Here is a 17,946-nt window from a genome sequence, read left to right on the forward strand (position 1 = left end):
TCTACATTGCCTCTCCTATTTCAACATCAATAGATAGATTTTTCTCTTTAGTAGTGGGTAAGCTAGAAATACTAATATCATGAGTACGGAAATTATCGTTTAAATTTTTCTGTAGTTTCTCGTATTGATAAGAAATGTCTTGACCAGATTGAAAATTAAACCTTAAAGTTATGGTAATATAACTTTTTGCCTCATTATAATTCCACTCAAACGATTGAAGCTCTACACCTGGTACTTTTAACTTTTCTACATACTTAATTTGTGTAAGAGGAGAGTACTCTATTTTTGATAAAATATTATTTATATTAATAAAATCGTAAACTTCATCTATCTTTTTTACATTATAGCTTTGGCTAAGTTTTATTAGTTTGTTATTTAAAGCACTCCGCTTTGCAGATAAATTATCAGCAACATTAAAATTTGAATACAAATTTCGCAAACAAAAGGCGTTAATTACAACTAAAACCAAGAGTAGGTATAGAAAAATTTGAGGAGAATTTAAATAAAGATAATTAAATAGATAAAATTCTTTAGTTTCTTTTGTGTTAAAAATATTTATTGGCTTATTCTTAAAGCTATGGAACAAAATTGTAGTATCACAAAAGCTATCTTTTTTGCATATAGCTAATTCTGCTCCCAATAGTTTACCTAGCTCATATGGAGTCAATATGTTCACACTATTCTCTGAAAAATTTATAACTGATAAACTAGATTTAATAGCTTCTGATACTATGATGCAAAGGTCGATAGGGTCATTTTTTTCAAATCCAAACTTAGTTAAAGATTGAATTGTATTTTTCACTTCCTGATATATTTCACCAGCAATGATTCCTGGTAAATTATCATTAGTAAATGGTATTAAACGTGTAAATATCATTTTGTTCTCTTTAAGAACCACTTGTCTATAGCCACCTGTTTTAGTTGCAGCAACTATAATTTTCCAGTTACTAGGATCTTTGTGTAGAATCTTTTTTGCTATACTGACTAGTTCTATAGGAAACATTAATATTCCTTTAAAGTTAGAGCCTATTTCAACAAACACGTCCAACCAATATTCTATTAAATGATTTGCTTTTGATGAAACAAATAGATACCACCAGTTTTGATTAAATTTATTCGGCTTTTCGACCAAGAGAATAGAATTTATATCGTTATTATGAGCAAAATGCTCTACTTTTGTTTTTGCTGATAGATAAGCACTAATCCTATTTACTCTTGGGATAGACTGTAGCAAATAGTTCTGATCAGTGTGATTGAGAACCAGATATAAGGGTGCTTTTTTATCTGATGAGAGACATGAAATTAAGTCAGAAACAACTTTATTATTTTTGTCCTTAGCAAAATATCTTTTATTTAAAGTATCATTTTTAAAATATAGTAACATTGTGCCTTCTTTTCCTATAGAAAGCATAAACTTACTTTTGGGTTTTGACCCAAACATATTAACAAAGTGTATACTCATCTAGAATTAAAAAGGTAATTTATTGAAATTCATTAAACATTAGATGACAATATTACTTACATTATAAGTTTTTGATAAAATTAGTAGTAATATTAACCCTTTTGTATGATGAAGGTTTTTTATATTTGTGCTAGACACAACTTAACCTGACAAACGAGGATTAATTATATCTCAGCTTGATATTTTATTCTCCAACAGACTGAAAATTGAATTGAGCTAAAGACTTGATTTGACGCACTTTGTTGCACATTACCATTTAGTATACTTGAACTGAACATTTTCAGTGAATCCATCTGGCATGACTGAAACTTTTGTATTCATATTTATTTTTAAGTAATTTACTAGCTCATCAACTAATATATCAGGAGCAGAAGCACCTGCAGTAATTCCTATTTTTTCTGCGCCCTGCAACCAATTTTTGTTCATACATTTATAATTATCAATCAAATAGGCTCTTTTTCCTCTGGAAATACACAGGTCTAATAAACGGTTTGAATTTGAACTGTTTTTACTTCCTACAATCAACACTACGTCTGTAATTTTAGCCAATTTTTTAACAGCGTTCTGCCTATTTTGTGTTGCATAGCATATATCTTTTAAGTCGGGGCCTGTAATGCTTGGAAATCTGAGCTTCAGTGTGGCAATAATTTCTTTGGTATCGTCAATACTTAACGTGGTTTGTGTTACATAAGATAAATTATCTGGATCTTTGATTTGTAAATTGTATACGTCTTGCATAGTTTGCACTAGAGATATAGGATTACTTACTCTTCCTATAATTCCTTTAACTTCCGGATGATTTTCATGTCCAATTAGAATTAATTCTTTACCACTATCCTCATACCTTTTTGCCTCTTTATGTACTTTGCTAACTAATGGACATGTTGCATCAATCACTTGAACACCCTTTCTTTTTGCCTCATCCTCTATACTTTTCGACACTCCATGTGCGCTAAAGATCAATATTCCTCTATTGTCTTTAATGTCTTCTATGCTGCTTACAAAAACCACTCCTTGTTTCTTGAAGTCCTCTACTATATACTTATTATGAACGATTTCGTGTAGTACATAAACTTGGCGTTCATTTTTGTATTTCTCTAAAGTGATTGTTAATATGTCTACAGCTCTTTTAACCCCTGCACAGAAACCGCGTGGTTCAGCTAAGATAATCTCCATTTTTTTTCAAATCAAGTAAGTATGTAAACATTGCTAAAAAGTAAGCTCTGCTCACTATGTTTCATATCATGACTGCTTTACTATAATTTTAAATTTATCATTACCAAGATTCTTATTAATATACCAGGAACCGTCATCTTTAATTACAAATTCAGGACCCTTGAGGTCTCTTGTTATTGTCCTTCCATCTTGGTCATCCATGGCAATATGGATATCGAATGTAACGATGTCTAGATTTATTATAGCTTTTTTCCCACTGTATGAATTTAGACTAAACTTGCCCAACATGACATCATTAATACTCACTTCTCCTGCATAAGTATCACACTGACCATCTACACAACACTCACTTTCAATATAAAAAAGGTCTGACATATTTATATCTATAAAAAAAAGAACTAAACTTGCATACTAAATATAGCTTATCGTTAATAAGCAATTACAGATTACTTTGGCTACAACAATAATGCAACTGGAAGTATAACATAATTAATTGTATAAGAAACTACACTTTAGAGAAATGGTTGTTTGGTTTTTTTATTAATTTTTTTCACCATACTGTCAATCATGTGTTTTATTCCTTGATATACAGAGTGTGTACTTTCGTCACTACGCATATAAGCAGAGCAGGAAAATATATTATGCTTTTCGTCTTCTATTGATAGCTTTGTATCGCATGTTATATGTTCGCCGCCGAGCTTTTCTATCAACTGGTCTTTGTCGTCTCCTATAGTTACCTTAATCTTACTTTCTTCTTTACCTATCTTGCTACTTAAAATTAAAACAATAATGGCTGGAGATATACATATAGTTCCTATTGGCTTTTTTGCAACAAAGAACTCTGAGACTAATCTTTCAAACTCAGGCATTACTGTTTTATTTTCAGCTAAGTCAGATAAATTTTTCGCAACTCCATATCCACCAGGTACGACTAGCATGTCAAAATTTTCAGCTTTAGCTTCTCTTAAATCATTTATCTCACCTCTTGCAATTCTTGCTGATTCTACAAGTACATTCCTTTTTTCTTTTACTGCTTCTTTTGTTTTGTGATTCATAACTTGTGTGATATCAACATCAGGAGCAAAGCACGTGACTTCAACTTCCTGCTGATCAAACACAAGCAGAGTTAAGACTGCTTCTCTCACTTCTGTGCCGTCGAGGTGGCCGCATCCTGATAAAACCACAGCGGCTCTTAATTTTTTCTCACCCATAAAATACCTTGATTTCATATAATCTAGGTATTGTAATACAAATTCCATATTTGGAAAGGAGTAATTATTTTATATCAATTATAATATAATTAGGCATATTTATAATTGATGGGAATTGAATATGCTACAAAGTGGTACAGCAAATCCAACCAATTCGGATGAGTTAATTGAAAATGTAGTAAAATATATTAGTGGAAAAAAAGATTTGTTACAAGAATTGCAAGTTCTGTTAAGACTACGTAGCTTTGAAAGAAAAAGTGAAATTTTTGACGAATCAGATATCGATAGTATGTCTAAATTTCTGATAGAAAATAAAGATATTTTGGGGAGTGTAATAGGTCTTATATTGGAGAATTTTGAGAAAAACAAAGTTGAATCAAAAGAATTTTTGGAACAAGGAAATAAAGTAAAAGGCATGAAGAAAGAGCTTGAAACTTTAGGCAATCAACTGTTAGCTCAAGGATTGATAAGTGGAGCAGCATTTACAACATTGACAGGTGCACTAGCAGGTACATTGGCAATAGGAGGAGTGGCTGGTGCATTAATAATTGGAGGAGCAGCATAGTAGGATTTGTTGCTATAGTTGCTATTGGTTATGCTATATATCAGAATAGAAGTGAGATAAAAGAAAGCGTAGGTAAGGGTACCAGTAAAGCAGTCCAGGGTATAGTTGAATCGGGAAAAGCATTGAAAAGTTTTGTGAAAGATGTGATCGATAAATTACCTACGATTCAAGCAAGAGAGAATAATTTTGGAAAGTTAATAAGCAATTTGACAAAACAGGGTCTTAAAGCTAATGAAGAAGAAAGAACAATTCTTGATAATAAAGTAAAAATAATAGAAATGCTTCGAAACAAAGAGCAATTAATGGCAATAAAGAAATTAGTAAAAGATCGAACCATTCAAAATTTTTCAAAAGATGATATGAGTAGACTTCTGGAAAAGGGCCTCAGTACTCATGAGAGTGATGAGAAAGCACTTGAGGATTCTATAGACAAATTAAAAGATGCAATTACTGCAGATAGCAAAACAGTAGAAGATTTTATACAAGAGGTGAATAATAAAGCTAAAGAAATGAAGCCAAGTTCTAAAGTGAAGGAGTCAAATTCTGAACAAGTTGATGGAAACAACATTACAAAATAGAATTGATGCATTTGGGGAGCGTTTTGATGTAAAAATGTATCTGTCTATCTTATTTTGCCACCCTGCTAAGCGGACACAAAAAATTACTTCCGCATATTTTAAATCTGATTATAATAACAATTATAGATATTTTTAGAGCTCAAAAATCTATCTTTGTCTGCAGACCTTTTTTATTAAACTCATAAAAAAATGTAGCGTATCCTCTTCAGTGTATACTTAATTTCTGTCATATGTGCGCTGCATTTTTTTCTAATCTTTTTTACAGGGGGATTTTATGTCCAGAATTCCAGATATTTGACCTTTACTTTAGCTAATAAAAACCAACTGGTACCTGCGGTTTTTATAGCTACGTTTCTCAAACAAGTTTCAAATGAATAGATTTCTTGCATAACTGGAATTCAAAAGTTGATGTCATTCTAGCGCGTTACGCTAGAATCCAGTCCTTTTGTGCAAAAAACGTTGTAAAGTGTTTACCAACTTAGTTGGATCCCAGTGGGCTTTGTTGCATAGCAACTGAAAAAATCTGGTGGCTACTGACAAAATTCATTATAAAACAGCCATTTAACTGTTGAAGAAAAAATATGCCACAGAAAATGAAAATCAGTAACCAAAACGAATATAACAAATTCCTTGAAAAAAGGGGGAATATTTTTCGTTACATCGATGAAGCTATCGAAAATTGGTATGAAAATAGTCCAAAAATGCAGGGCGGTAACTATATTTATAGTGATAAAGTTGTGATTTTGGTGCATATAATCGTTAATCTTTTTAGAATTGGCTTAAGACAAACGGTAGGGTTTGTAAAAGGATATCTGCAACAAATAGGAAAAAATTTGGCAGTTATCAGCTATTCACAAGCATCAAAAAAAACTTAATATTAAGATAAATGATTGCAGGATTGATAAAAGCAACATGGAAAATATTGAAATTATCATAGATAGTACAAATTTACAGTAACACTCCTGGCCACAGTAAGGAAAACAGTGCAGATAGAAAGTACCGAAGCTACGAGCAAGTAAGAAAGTTACATGTTAAGTGTGAATAGTAAAAAAGCTATAGCTGCAAGATACAGTAATGGCGTCTACTCTGACCACTATGGAGCTTGCTTGAAGAAGTTAATTTTCAGCACAAAATAAAAGCATTATATGCAGATAGGGCATACGATAGGCAAAAACTTTATAAATTGTGTAAGAAATACGATATAAAGACAAAAGTTCTACCAAAAAAGGATGCAGCAGAACATTCAAAAATAGATTATATGTCTGACAGAAATGCTGCTATTAGGTTAATAAAATTATATGGACAAGATGGTGTAAAAGAGTGGAAAAAGGAAGCAATTTATGGAAAAAGATCTTACATAGAAGGATTTTTCTCAAGGTTGAAGCAAGTATTTGTTTAGGAATAAATCTGAAGTAAACCGTGAAAAAGAATTACTAATTAAGTGCTATTTGCTCAACAAATTCACTGGTATTGGTATGGCTAAATTTGAAATCATTACATAAATTTGTCGTAAACCATCACTGCTTAAGGTGCTATGCAACAAAGCCCACTGGAATCCAGTCCTTTCGCACAAAAAACGTTGTAAAGTGTTTACCAACTTAGTTGGATCCCAGTGTCAGCTACTCTGATGACAAGAAGGGAAGTACAGGTTTCAATATTTGCATGCATCTGAACAGATAAGCAATTACTATCAGAAAGAGGGAGACTATGCTACTCCTTTCTATCCGCCTTCTTGAGCAATTCACTTTCAAATCTAACACATATCTCAGTGATTATAATATCCAATTTTTGATCATGTTTTTCTACAGGTAAATTTTTACAATATTGCTTCTCATAGGCTACACCTATAAATATTTTTCCAAGTGGCCGTAATTTTTTTATCATTTCATCATACCAACCACCGCCAAAACCTAACCTATTAAAATGATCATCAAAAGCAATAACAGGAGTAATGATTGTATCGGGGATTATATCTTCATCTGCTTTATTCCATTCTTCGAATTTTAATAACTTGTTTTTATTAGGGACTGCTACTTTATAATCTAAATCGAGTAAATGATGCATCAAAGGCACAACATTAATTTCCCCGTCTATTGGAATGTAAGCTGCTATTGTTTTACCTTTAACGCAACTTAAGTTTTTGTTAAAGAGATTAACAAGAGAATTTGCTGCATAACTAGAATAACTTTCATCAACATCTTTTCTTATGGTTCTATATTGCTTCCTTAGTTCCTCTTTGTGCTGTTTAGTGTCTTTGAACATGTTCTATCCATTTTGCAGTGAGCTTTTCTTGTAAACTATTTTGCTTCAAGCGCTCACTTAAAAAATCAAAGTCAACAAGCTCCATATCCTGGTCTTGATTACTGCAACTATAAACAAAACTTATTTCTCCTGTTTCCTTATTTATGTGTTGCTGAATACATTGAGCGCAGATTTCTTTCATCATGCACTGCATAGGAGAGTTAACTGATGATATTGCTATGTGTTTTGGTTTCAGATATGGCTTTAAAATTGTTTTTCTAGCTTCATTTATAGCTTTCATCATTTTAGCAGAACCAATAGTGATGATTTTATCTATAGTGTTTAAACTAATAGTAATTTTACCTAACTTTCCTTGCTGATATGAGATTATTGCATCAACTATATTACCATGAAAGGATTTATCCTGTTCTCTGCTTGTTTCTATCAATCCTTCTTCACATGCCCAAATTACTGCACTTGATGCACGTTCTATCAGTGCTCGTTTAAATACATCACTTAATTTTTTATAGCCAGCGAAATATAAAACCTTATGATTGTTTTCAAGACATGCCTTTCCTATCGAAAATAATACTGCATTTCCAACTCCGCCACCAATCAGCATTATATTCTTCATAAACTTTTTATAGAGTAAAAAACGAAAAATATTCTCTAGCTTCAATTAAATCGATAACTAACAGCTGCATTTTTACGCATATTATCCAATAACAGGTTGCTTTGTATAATAATCTTTTGTTGATACATTTCCTGTTTGATTGCTTCTATATTCACTGGATTACTCTTGATATCACATAACATCATTAGCTTTGCAGTGCTATTTTCTCTTAATTCTACTATTTCATTCGTACTTGTTTTACTAAATAAAATCTGTAAATCAGGATTTAAATCTCGCATTTTTATTTTAAATTCTTTTGCGCTTGGCAATTTGAAATCGTCTGCTAATTTGTCAAAATTTAGACAATTGACCTTTTGCTCCTTAAAATTAGAGAGTAAATTTTCTGAATCTTTAACCACAACTTGTTTTACTTTTAAAATACTTTCCAGCAGTGTATGATCGAGCTGTACCTTATCTATGACTTTTATAACAGAGTAACCTTCGCTTAAACTAATCGGACCTGCTGCGTCATTGATTTCTAATCTTTCCAAAACGTCCTTGAGAGTACCTTTTAGCTGACTTAAATTAACGGTTGCTTTGCGCATCTTTATTGAAGATTCTGGATTATTACTGGTACGTAATTTTTTTACTAAATCTTCAGCCATTTTTTGATCAGGAATTACAAATTCCTGAAACGTAATAAGGTAATCAGGCTTCTCTTTTTGTTTTCTTATGTCATCCACTTCTTTATCGCTTATATTGATAAGCGATACAATTCCTACTTCAATAATCTTGTTCCACAGCAGCTGACACTTTACTTGTTTTTTTAGGTTATTGAGATCCATATTATGCTTTTTTACGTATTCATCAACTTCATCAGCCTCAAGTTTTAAACTTTGAGTTAAGAATAACGTGACAGCATTATTTAACTCCTCGTTACTCAATTCTATATTCATCTTCTGTGCTTCGCTGACAATGATAATTTCGTCTATTAACTGTTTTAGAATTTGAGATTTTACCTCTTTTTGATTAATCTTCTGAGTGCCAAGCAATGAATTTATGAGGTTGATACGTCTTTCGATATCTAAATTTGAAATTGGCTCACCATTTACATCTGCAACAATTTCAATCTCAGTTGCAAGTAACCTAAGCGGCAGCATTATTAATATCAAAATTAGTATTTTATGCATATAAAATTATTTAGCTAATAACTAATTCTATAATAAATACTGAATAAACGCTAGCTAACTTTTTTATAATTAAAAAAGAGGGTGAAATTACTGTAATGAATACCTAAACAATAATATACGGAAGGAGAGGGATTCGAACCCTCGATACGACTTTTCAATCGTATAACGGTTTAGCAAACCGCCGCCTTCAGCCGCTCGGCCACCCTTCCAAGTTTAGAACTTAATATTATATAATATCAAGACCTTTACTGCCTGTCTAATGCTTTTAATTGCAATATTTGTATCTGTTCAGATGCATGCAAATATTGAAACCTGTACTTCCCTTCTTGTCATCAGAGTAGCTGACACTGGGATCCAACTAAGTTGGTAAACACTTTACAACGTTTTTTGTGCGAAAGGACTGGATTCCAGTGGGCTTTGTTGCATAGCACCTTAAGCAGTGATGGTTTACGACAAATTTATGTAATGATTTCAAATTTAGCCATACCAATACCAGTGAATTTGTTGAGCAAATAGCACTTAATTAGTAATTCTTTTTCACGGTTTACTTCAGATTTATTCCTAAACAAATACTTGCTTCAACCTTGAGAAAAATCCTTCTATGTAAGATCTTTTTCCATAAATTGCTTCCTTTTTCCACTCTTTTACACCATCTTGTCCATATAATTTTATTAACCTAATAGCAGCATTTCTGTCAGACATATAATCTATTTTTGAATGTTCTGCTGCATCCTTTTTTGGTAGAACTTTTGTCTTTATATCGTATTTCTTACACAATTTATAAAGTTTTTGCCTATCGTATGCCCTATCTGCATATAATGCTTTTATTTTGTGCTGAAAATTAACTTCTTCAAGCAAGCTCCATAGTGGTCAGAGTAGACGCCATTACTGTATCTTGCAGCTATAGCTTTTTTACTATTCACACTTAACATGTAACTTTCTTACTTGCTCGTAGCTTCGGTACTTTCTATCTGCACTGTTTTCCTTACTGTGGCCAGGAGTGTTACTGTAAATTTGTACTATCTATGATAATTTCAATATTTTCCATGTTGCTTTTATCAATCCTGCAATCATTTATCTTAATATTAAGTTTTTTTTGATGCTTGTGAATAGCTGATAACTGCCAAATTTTTTCCTATTTGTTGCAGATATCCTTTTACAAACCCTACCGTTTGTCTTAAGCCAATTCTAAAAAGATTAACGATTATATGCACCAAAATCACAACTTTATCACTATAAATATAGTTACCGCCCTGCATTTTTGGACTATTTTCATACCAATTTTCGATAGCTTCATCGATGTAACGAAAAATATTCCCCCTTTTTTCAAGGAATTTGTTATATTCGTTTTGGTTACTGATTTTCATTTTCTGTGGCATATTTTTTCTTCAACAGTTAAATGGCTGTTTTATAATGAATTTTGTCAGTAGCCACCAGATTTTTTCAGTTGCTATGCAACAAAGCCATCCCAGTGTCACGCACTGGGATGACAAGAGAAGGAAACACTGGGATGAGAGGAGAGGAAAACACTGGAACATTTATTTTTGAAAGTAAGTTGCATAGTAGATGATGTCATTCCAGTACTTGATACTGGAATCCAGGAATTTTGATTCTAAATTAGGTATTGGTCTTAAATTAAAATAAACGTTTGTGATGAGATTATATGAACACTGGATCCCAGTGTCGGGGCACTAGGATGACAGGAAAAGGAAACGCTGGAATGAAAATAGAAGATCTAATTCCTTATATCAATAGGATGACAGGAAAAGGAAACGCTGGAATGAAAATAGAAGATCTAATTCCTTATATCAATTAATTCTCATCCACCTTTTATGTTACATAAACTCATCACTTTTATAGAACATCTCATTAAAATCATTCAAAATTCCAAAATCTTGATTTTTAATAAATAGATGCCCATCTGCAATATAGGACTCAGCAAGAGTAAATGGTTCATCATGATGCTTTGATGCTGGCCTAACAATTTCATTGTACAAAACCATTACTTGCTCATAATTGTATCCACTACCATCATGATATTTACCACGTATAGTGTCATAAAAATTTCTTACATCATCATACGTAACTTGCAGTTCTACCTTATATTTCCCTATTTCAACAGCCTCACCCACTTTGATTTTTAAAGGATGCTGTGATTCTTCTTTCACATTATCTATAACAATTGTTTCCTCTTGCTTCTCTTCGTCTCCTCTTATCGATCTTTTACTCCTTTCTTCACTCGCAGGTTGATCTGCTGGCATTTGGTCTATATCGTTAGATTCTTCTTCTTGCATAATAATTTTTTTGAGATAGCTAAGCATATCCTTTCCAGCTTTTTCCCAAGTTGCAGCTTCTTTTGAAAGCTCACGATAATAAGAATCATTATCGCCTTTGCTATCTATTACATCTCTTGCTAGTCCTTTCTCTTCTGCCCATAACTCAGCATGTTCAACAAGTGTCCTGCCATCTTTACCTACAACGTCAACGTCAGCTTTGTTTTTTATTAGATATTCTATTGTATCTAACTTTCCATGCCTCACTGCATGAACTAAAGGTGTCCAACCATCATTATCCTGAGCATTAATATTCGCACCTTTTTCAACTAACTGCTCTATAATCTTCTTATTCCCAAGATCAACAGCAAGATGCAAAGGTGTTAAGCCGTAGCTATCCTGAATATCAATATCCGCATTATGCTCTATGAGATATTTAACTACTTCCATATTTTTCATGTGCATGGCAAAATGTAGTGGAGATTTACCAGAGCTAATATCACGGGTATCAACATCTATACCACGATCTATTAAGTATTTAGCAATTTCCGTATGTTTTAGCTCAATTGCATAGTGCAGCAGTGTTTGAGCTGACGTGTTTTTGATACCAAGATCTGCGCCATGCTCAATTAAACTCTTAACTATTTCCGCATTCCCTAGCTTAATAGCAGCAAGTAACGGAAAAGTATAATAACTTTTACTATTAGGATCTGCGTTATGATCTAATAGATACTTCACTATTTCTGTATTACCTGAATAAATAGCACTGTATAATGGCGTTTTGGAATAAGCATCTTGAATATTAGGATTTGCACCACGATCTATTAAGTATTTAGCTATCTCTATATTTCCAGACTCAATAGCATAGTGTAAAGGTGTCTTATAATACACATATTTAGTATTAGTTTTCTGATAATAATTGTCATGAACATTAAGATTTGCTCCATGATCAATAAGATATTTTGCTACTTCCGTATTTCCTGACTGAATAGCATAATGTAGTGGCGTTTGTCCATTATAGTCTCTTGTATCAATATATGAATTGTGTTTTAGTAGCGTTGCTACTTTGCTTAAATCTCCCAATGAAGCAGCAAAATGTAAACTAGTCGCACCTGTTACCTTATTTATCTCGTTTACTTTTCCTATAGTATTTTCTACATTATTGTCATCAATATTCACCTTTAAGAAATGCTGTTTATTATACTTCATAACTTTTGTTGTAACAGCTTTTCCTTGTTCGTCTTCACTCGCTTTTTTAGCAGGTTGCATAGAATCTTCTCTACTGACACTTGATTTAGATTCTATCTTGGTTTTATCACCACTTACATTATGTACTGGGCTATAACCATATAGACCCTTGCCTGCACTTTGTTGGCTTGTTGAACTTTCAACACTGTTAGATTCAACAACATTATATTCCATATGTTGTTCACCACTCAGCTCAGCTTTGACCCACTGTTTAAATTCCTGAGTATAACCTTTTAGCTCAGTCAAAAAATCCTCAAATAATTTATTACCTTGAGACCTATTTGCACCAGATTTAGAAAGGCTCTTGAGCAAATTATCAATCATATCTGGGTGTTTATCTTCAAGAAATTTGATCACTTGTTCAGCATCCGAATGATAATGTTCCCCTTTATTACTCCAAATATTATTGCGCAATATTTCATCTGGTTTGAGACCTTTATTCTTTATTGCAATCAAGGCCTCTTTATCTCCGTGGTCATTGACATGCCGACCATCTTCTAAACTTGCCATATAGTTAGCAACCCCTTCATGCATAGCCTTAGATAAGACATCACCTGTACCATAATAGGAATTAATGATAGTTAAGGCGTGTCCCAATTCGTGTTTCAAAGTTTTACACGAGTCATCAAATTGGTCTTGTAGATAAAAATAAACATGAATTTCTGAGCCACGCCCTTGAACTGTTAAGCCAGAAGCGCCTTTATAGTTAACGTTCAACTCCTTAAGATAATTTTCGTAGTCACTCTTTGTATTAAATACGAAAACATTAACTTTATTTGGTATGTTGTGCCAAGGCTGAGAATTATTAATGCCAAATGCTGAATCAAAATCTTTTATAGTACTCTCGATGGCATTTTTTACACTACTCAATTTGCTCTGAGTTAATTCCTCATCATCATATTTTATATTTATTTGAAGCTTGTGTTCGCCGAAAGTCATAACTTCACTATCTGGCACAAGATCTGCCACAATTTTATCGCCACTTTTTACATCCATCCACTGCTTAAATTCTTTTTCAACTTCTGAGTTATTCAAAAGATGCTTGAATTTTGATATCGCTTCTACTCTATCGAAGGACATCTCAGTGAGCAATTGCTTTATGAATTGAGGATGTTTTTCTTGTAGGAATGTCACTAAGCAATCTGATATTCTATAGTCGTTAGACATACTTGCTATTTTATATGGTGTATCATGCCCAGATTCATGCATTTTATTGTATGCTTCTTTTGTATAATGCATATCGCGAGTGCTTTCTTTTTTAGCTGCATCGTAGCTCCACATGAAAAGCTTCATACCGGTACGTAAAACTTCAGGTACTGTATCCATATTACCGGTAGAGTACTCAAGAAATGCATCGCTCATTTTTTCCATTAAAATTTTAGATTTTGCACAAAGTAAGCCATTTACATCTCCAACAATAAAGGTCTTTGCTATCGTGCCGTCAGCTTCGTGTGCTCTTACTGTTCCACCACCCCATAATTCTCTATGGTCCTTACCACCTGAAAGTTCCTTGATGTGAGCTTTGTAATCATCGTAATTTTTCAGCACATAAAGCTGCAATTTTACTGGACCAGAATGAACGCTTTTTTGTGAATAGAAATTATCAGACCAGGCTCCATAAGCATCTTTTACAGTTTGTTTTATATACTCAGGGGTATAACTAGCTAATCCCCCATATTTTACTTCTATTGTAAGCTGATCGTTTATTACTATACTTTCTTTATTTGGAAATAATTTTTTAATCAAAGTTTGTGATTTATCATATCCAGAATTTGTTTTAAATTTCATATTCACCTCTTAAAAATTTTCACTATAAATAAGTCTTGAGAAAAATGCGTTAACTGTAGATTCAGCCTTTAACTTGCTTTTGCACAACTGCTGAGATAGTTGATCATCGCTGAAAAGCCGATTCTTAGTATTGAGATATTTAGCATAGCTTCTAGAATTAAATTCAGGGATTGAGTAGAACCCGCTTTCAAGTTCAAGATAAGAGCTGCTATTCAGGACAAAAAATAAATCGCTCTGGTCAAGCAGTATGTCATAACCAGAGCTCGTGCAATGTAAGTATTCATTGCTTTCATACTCTGCTATGTAGTATTTACTTGCATCAAGATCACCATTAAGCTGTAGAATTGCTGTTGAACGTCCATTCTCAATACTATGGCCTTTTATTACTTTAAGTACTTTAATCTCATCATTTTCTATGAGTTCTCTTAACTTTTCATTCTTTTGATTTAATTCTTCCTCTGCTTTTCTTCTGTCTTCTTCTAATTTTGTTTCTTTTTCAACAAGCTCATTTTGTATTTGCAAAAACATATCTTGAATGGTTAAGCCATTTAGAAAGTAATCCAATACACTTGACACAAACGGCTGCAATTCACCATTATCTTCAAAGCTCTTTTCCTGCTTTTTGTCATATTGAGTGGGATTATAGATTGCATACAGAGGATAAAAACCATAATTCACCTCGTCGAATGATAACTCTATCGAAAATCCGCTCTGATCAAGTGGAAGTTTAGTAGCTAAATATCTACCATTATCATCTCTGACATATAGCTCATTTATACCATAGTGACCACTATATTTGTTATAATAAATGTAAAAATTTTCAGGATTAAGATTAAAGTAATCATCTAAATTGTTAAGTCTACCAAGCTTTTCACATAGAAAATTTTTGCTCTTATCTGTAAGTTTGATGCGTGTAGAAAAGTAACAGCGATCTATTCGGTCGCCTTTTTCTATTTCAAAGTCTAGGACTATTTTATCGCTAAACATACAGAATTTCCTCACATTTTCAATATTTATGATTATAAATTGTGTACTATGAAAAAAGCATTAAGGCTTCTTTATGTATCTAAAAACAGCGCTAACTTATGACAAGAACAGTTGACGTATTACTGCCACTTCCAATTGATCAGCTATTTTCATATGCAGTTGAGGAAGATACTGAAGTTTCAATTGGAGATTACGTAGTGGTGCCGTTTGGCAGAAAGCGTTTGATTGGAACAGTTTGGAGAGAAAGTAGCAAAAGCGATCGAGAATTAAAATTTATTGAACAAAAGGTCGATTTGCCGAGCATCAGACCAAAACTGATCGAATTTGCAGAGTGGGTTGCACAGTATAATGTAATACCTATCGGTATGCTTGCCAAAGTGATAATGGGAGGAGTGTTAAAGGTAAATCAAATAGATAAACTAGTTTGCACTAAGCAAAAGCAGGAAATAAGTGAAATAGATTACCAATTAAACCCTGAGCAGCAAGCAGCTCGAGATAAAATAATAAGTAATTTGAATGAGTATTCAGTAACTTTACTTGACGGTGAAACCGGGTCTGGAAAAACGGAAGTTTATCTCTCTGTAATTGCACAGTTGATTAAGAATCATAGTATTTACGAACATTGTGATTTGGGTCTACGAGTAAGGTGTCATCCCAGTGCTCATACACTGGGATCCAGTTTTTCATATAATCTCATCACAAATATTTATTTTAATTTAAGACCAATACCCAACTTAGAATCAAAATTCCTGGATTCCAGTGTCAAGCACTGGAATGACACCTTTGCATTTAAGGCAAAACCCTCTGTAACATTTAGCATACTGCTTTTACCACGTACTGGAATGACACCATTTGCTATGCAATTTACTTTCAAAAATAAACGTTATGTCATTCCAGCGTTCAATACACAACTAGACGAATGTTACAATATAAGAGTAATTTTTACCAAAAAGCCAGTGCCCCGACACTGGGATCCAGAAAACTTAATTTCAAATCAGTACACTAAGCAGTTGTACGATAAAGACTGGATTCCAGTGTCAAGCACTGGAATGACATCATCTACTACTAAAACTACCTGCAAATGTTCAAACACCAAAAGGTTACACACTGGAATGACACCAGAAGAGGTTAATGCACAAGTGCTAATCCTCTTGCCTGAAATTGTCCTAACTTCACAATTGGTAAATCGCGTTCGCAGTCAGACATCTGGAAATATAGCTGAGTGGCATTCAGGACTTACTCCAAAAGCTCGCAGAAATAATTGGCTCAGTATTGCAAATGGAAGTGCACAGATCATTATCGGGGCACGGTCAGCGCTTTTTTTGCCTTATAAAAACCTAAAATTAATTATCGTCGATGAAGAGCATGACTCATCCTTTAAACAAGAACAGGGGATTATATATAATGCTCGAGATATGGCCATTATCTTAGCCAAGCTCGAAAATATTCCGATTATTTTATCATCCGCCACTCCGCTACTTGAAACAATTTATCATGTTAAAAAAGGGAATTACAATCATGTAAAATTGACTAAACGATTCGGTGGTGCAGAGTTGCCACAAATAAAAGTAGTAAATAATAAGCAATGGATTTCCAATGAACTTTTCGAAGGAATAAAACAAACCATAGAGAAAAAACAGCAAGTTATGCTCTTTCTAAATCGCAGAGGATACGCACAACTTGCAGTTTGTAAAAAGTGTGGATACAAAATTTCCTGCTCAAATTGCACTATATGGCTTACTTACCACAAGAAAAAGAACGTCCTTTTGTGTCACCATTGTTCTTATCAATCAAAACTTCCAGAAAAATGCTCCAATTGTCAAAGTGAGCAGTCATTGCTTCTTTATGGTGTGGGAATTGAAAGGTTAGTTGAAGAAATAGTGAAATTAATACCAAATGCAAAAACTGCAATTATCAGCAGCGATCAGAAGTCGCTTGGTAGCGTCATTGACTCAGTGCTCAAGGAAGAGGTGAATATTATAATCGGTACACAAGTGATTGCGAAAGGACATAATTTCCCTAAATTAACTTTAGTTGGAGTGATAAATGCAGATTTAGGACTTGAAAATTCTGATCTTAGGGCAGCAGAAAAGACGTATCAATTATTGCATCAAGTTGCGGGTAGATCTGGGAGGTTCAACGAAAAAGGAACGGTAATAGTGCAAACTAATAATCCTGAAAGTTTGATAATAAAAGCATTGCAGCAGCAAAAAAGGGATTTGTTTTATGAAGTTGAACTTGAGTCAAGACGCAAAGCTAAAATGCCCCCATTTAGTAGACTAATAGCGCTTATAGTTTGCAGTAAGGATCAATTTGCAACGCAGAAAGCAGCAAGTGAGATAACAAGCTTTTTGCATGATCAATGTTCAGCTACTATTCCTTCTGCGTTGTCATTCCAGTGCGTGACTAGAAAAGAAGAACTCGAAATTTTTGGCCCATCACCAGCAGCAATAAATTTTTTAAACAATAAATATCGTTATAGAGTGTTACTAAAGATACATAGTAAACATAGTCTATTCATAAAGAAAAAGCTGAAACATTGCTGTAACTTGAGTTCAAACATTGCAATAACAATAGATGTTGACCCTGTGAGTTTTTTTTAACAAAATTACGG

Annotated in this window: 13 protein-coding genes, 1 tRNA gene and 2 pseudogenes; 5 read left to right on the plus strand and 11 right to left on the minus strand. The window is 33.2% G+C overall.

Annotated features, from left to right (window positions below; translation table 11 throughout):
* Position 1 precedes the first annotated feature (1 nt).
* The 4 genes from M1L26_RS00160 to elbB all read right to left on the minus strand — a co-directional run bounded on the left by M1L26_RS00160 (position 2) and on the right by elbB (position 3,849).
* The gene (locus M1L26_RS00160) at positions 2 to 1,462 is read right to left on the minus strand and encodes a hypothetical protein (RefSeq protein WP_250120187.1); all 1,461 of its coding nucleotides are present in this window, start codon (positions 1,460 to 1,462) and stop codon (positions 2 to 4) included.
* Between the two features lie 249 nt (positions 1,463 to 1,711).
* Positions 1,712 to 2,638: a 4-hydroxy-3-methylbut-2-enyl diphosphate reductase gene (gene ispH / locus M1L26_RS00165; protein WP_211907549.1), complete on the minus strand. Its 927-nt coding sequence runs from the start codon at positions 2,636 to 2,638 to the stop codon at positions 1,712 to 1,714.
* Positions 2,639 to 2,704: 66 nt separating this feature from the next.
* Complete coding sequence (locus M1L26_RS00170; protein WP_211907548.1) at positions 2,705 to 3,013, minus strand: hypothetical protein; 309 nt, start codon at positions 3,011 to 3,013, stop codon at positions 2,705 to 2,707.
* A 137-nt stretch (positions 3,014 to 3,150) separates the two neighbouring features.
* Positions 3,151 to 3,849: an isoprenoid biosynthesis glyoxalase ElbB gene (gene elbB / locus M1L26_RS00175; RefSeq protein ID WP_211908742.1), complete on the minus strand. Its 699-nt coding sequence runs from the start codon at positions 3,847 to 3,849 to the stop codon at positions 3,151 to 3,153.
* 121 nt (positions 3,850 to 3,970) lie between these two features.
* Here elbB and M1L26_RS00180 point away from each other — a divergent pair, with 121 nt between their 5' ends.
* The 3 genes and pseudogenes from M1L26_RS00180 to M1L26_RS06520 all read left to right on the plus strand — a co-directional run bounded on the left by M1L26_RS00180 (position 3,971) and on the right by M1L26_RS06520 (position 6,494).
* Entirely contained in the window at positions 3,971 to 4,414 is a 444-nt protein-coding gene (locus M1L26_RS00180) for a hypothetical protein (RefSeq protein WP_246433105.1), read from the plus strand.
* 122 nt (positions 4,415 to 4,536) lie between these two features.
* Entirely contained in the window at positions 4,537 to 4,992 is a 456-nt protein-coding gene (locus tag M1L26_RS00185; RefSeq protein WP_250120188.1) for a hypothetical protein, read from the plus strand.
* A gap of 581 nt (positions 4,993 to 5,573) precedes the next feature.
* Positions 5,574 to 6,494: pseudogene (locus tag M1L26_RS06520) on the plus strand (IS5 family transposase).
* 208 nt (positions 6,495 to 6,702) lie between these two features.
* Here the strand turns inward: M1L26_RS06520 and M1L26_RS00200 are convergent.
* From M1L26_RS00200 to M1L26_RS06525, 5 genes and pseudogenes are all read right to left on the minus strand, one after another.
* A complete protein-coding gene (locus M1L26_RS00200; protein ID WP_211907547.1) occupies positions 6,703 to 7,254 on the minus strand; it encodes a 5-formyltetrahydrofolate cyclo-ligase in 552 nt (183 codons plus the stop codon).
* The gene (locus M1L26_RS00205) at positions 7,238 to 7,867 is read right to left on the minus strand and encodes a ferredoxin reductase domain-containing protein (RefSeq protein ID WP_211907546.1); all 630 of its coding nucleotides are present in this window, start codon (positions 7,865 to 7,867) and stop codon (positions 7,238 to 7,240) included. The genes M1L26_RS00200 and M1L26_RS00205 overlap by 17 nt, the downstream gene beginning before the upstream one ends.
* Before the next feature lie 41 nt (positions 7,868 to 7,908).
* Positions 7,909 to 9,036 (minus strand): SurA N-terminal domain-containing protein, encoded by a 1,128-nt coding sequence (locus M1L26_RS00210; protein ID WP_250120189.1) that lies wholly within the window; start codon positions 9,034 to 9,036, stop codon positions 7,909 to 7,911.
* Positions 9,037 to 9,154: 118 nt separating this feature from the next.
* Positions 9,155 to 9,245 (minus strand) — tRNA-Ser (locus tag M1L26_RS00215).
* Positions 9,246 to 9,494: 249 nt separating this feature from the next.
* Positions 9,495 to 10,415 (minus strand): annotated as a pseudogene (locus M1L26_RS06525) (IS5 family transposase).
* A gap of 284 nt (positions 10,416 to 10,699) precedes the next feature.
* Between M1L26_RS06525 and M1L26_RS00230 the strand changes: the two are divergent.
* Complete coding sequence (locus tag M1L26_RS00230) at positions 10,700 to 10,852, plus strand: hypothetical protein (protein ID WP_250120190.1); 153 nt, start codon at positions 10,700 to 10,702, stop codon at positions 10,850 to 10,852.
* A 19-nt stretch (positions 10,853 to 10,871) separates the two neighbouring features.
* Here M1L26_RS00230 and M1L26_RS00235 read toward each other — a convergent pair whose 3' ends face one another.
* Together M1L26_RS00235 and M1L26_RS00240 are read right to left on the minus strand one after the other, a co-directional pair.
* The gene (locus M1L26_RS00235) at positions 10,872 to 14,345 is read right to left on the minus strand and encodes an ankyrin repeat domain-containing protein (protein ID WP_211907544.1); all 3,474 of its coding nucleotides are present in this window, start codon (positions 14,343 to 14,345) and stop codon (positions 10,872 to 10,874) included.
* Between the two features lie 9 nt (positions 14,346 to 14,354).
* Positions 14,355 to 15,332, minus strand: a complete 978-nt coding sequence (locus M1L26_RS00240; protein WP_250120191.1) for a hypothetical protein — start codon at positions 15,330 to 15,332, stop codon at positions 14,355 to 14,357.
* Positions 15,333 to 15,430: 98 nt separating this feature from the next.
* Between M1L26_RS00240 and priA the strand changes: the two genes are divergently transcribed.
* Positions 15,431 to 17,935 carry a replication restart helicase PriA gene (gene priA / locus M1L26_RS00245; RefSeq protein WP_211907542.1) on the plus strand — a complete coding sequence of 835 codons (2,505 nt, stop codon included), beginning with the start codon at positions 15,431 to 15,433 and terminating at the stop codon, positions 17,933 to 17,935.
* The last annotated feature ends 11 nt before the right edge of the window (positions 17,936 to 17,946 follow it).

The sequence above is a fragment of the Wolbachia endosymbiont of Ostrinia scapulalis genome, assembly GCF_023559145.1.
GTDB lineage: Bacteria > Pseudomonadota > Alphaproteobacteria > Rickettsiales > Anaplasmataceae > Wolbachia.

What these genes read in the sequence shown, in the direction of transcription:
- M1L26_RS00160 (WP_250120187.1), bottom strand. Translation starts at nt 1,462, where the DNA reads ATGAGTATACACTTTGTTAATATGTTTGGGTCAAAACCCAAAAGTAAG.
- ispH (WP_211907549.1), bottom strand. Translation starts at nt 2,638, where the DNA reads ATGGAGATTATCTTAGCTGAACCACGCGGTTTCTGTGCAGGGGTTAAA.
- M1L26_RS00170 (WP_211907548.1), bottom strand. Translation starts at nt 3,013, where the DNA reads ATGTCAGACCTTTTTTATATTGAAAGTGAGTGTTGTGTAGATGGTCAG.
- elbB (WP_211908742.1), bottom strand. Translation starts at nt 3,849, where the DNA reads ATGGGTGAGAAAAAATTAAGAGCCGCTGTGGTTTTATCAGGATGCGGC.
- M1L26_RS00180 (WP_246433105.1), top strand. Translation starts at nt 3,971, where the DNA reads ATGCTACAAAGTGGTACAGCAAATCCAACCAATTCGGATGAGTTAATT.
- M1L26_RS00200 (WP_211907547.1), bottom strand. Translation starts at nt 7,254, where the DNA reads ATGTTCAAAGACACTAAACAGCACAAAGAGGAACTAAGGAAGCAATAT.
- M1L26_RS00205 (WP_211907546.1), bottom strand. Translation starts at nt 7,867, where the DNA reads ATGAAGAATATAATGCTGATTGGTGGCGGAGTTGGAAATGCAGTATTA.
- M1L26_RS00210 (WP_250120189.1), bottom strand. Translation starts at nt 9,036, where the DNA reads ATGCATAAAATACTAATTTTGATATTAATAATGCTGCCGCTTAGGTTA.
- M1L26_RS00230 (WP_250120190.1), top strand. Translation starts at nt 10,700, where the DNA reads ATGAACACTGGATCCCAGTGTCGGGGCACTAGGATGACAGGAAAAGGA.
- M1L26_RS00235 (WP_211907544.1), bottom strand. Translation starts at nt 14,345, where the DNA reads ATGAAATTTAAAACAAATTCTGGATATGATAAATCACAAACTTTGATT.
- M1L26_RS00240 (WP_250120191.1), bottom strand. Translation starts at nt 15,332, where the DNA reads ATGTTTAGCGATAAAATAGTCCTAGACTTTGAAATAGAAAAAGGCGAC.
- priA (WP_211907542.1), top strand. Translation starts at nt 15,431, where the DNA reads ATGACAAGAACAGTTGACGTATTACTGCCACTTCCAATTGATCAGCTA.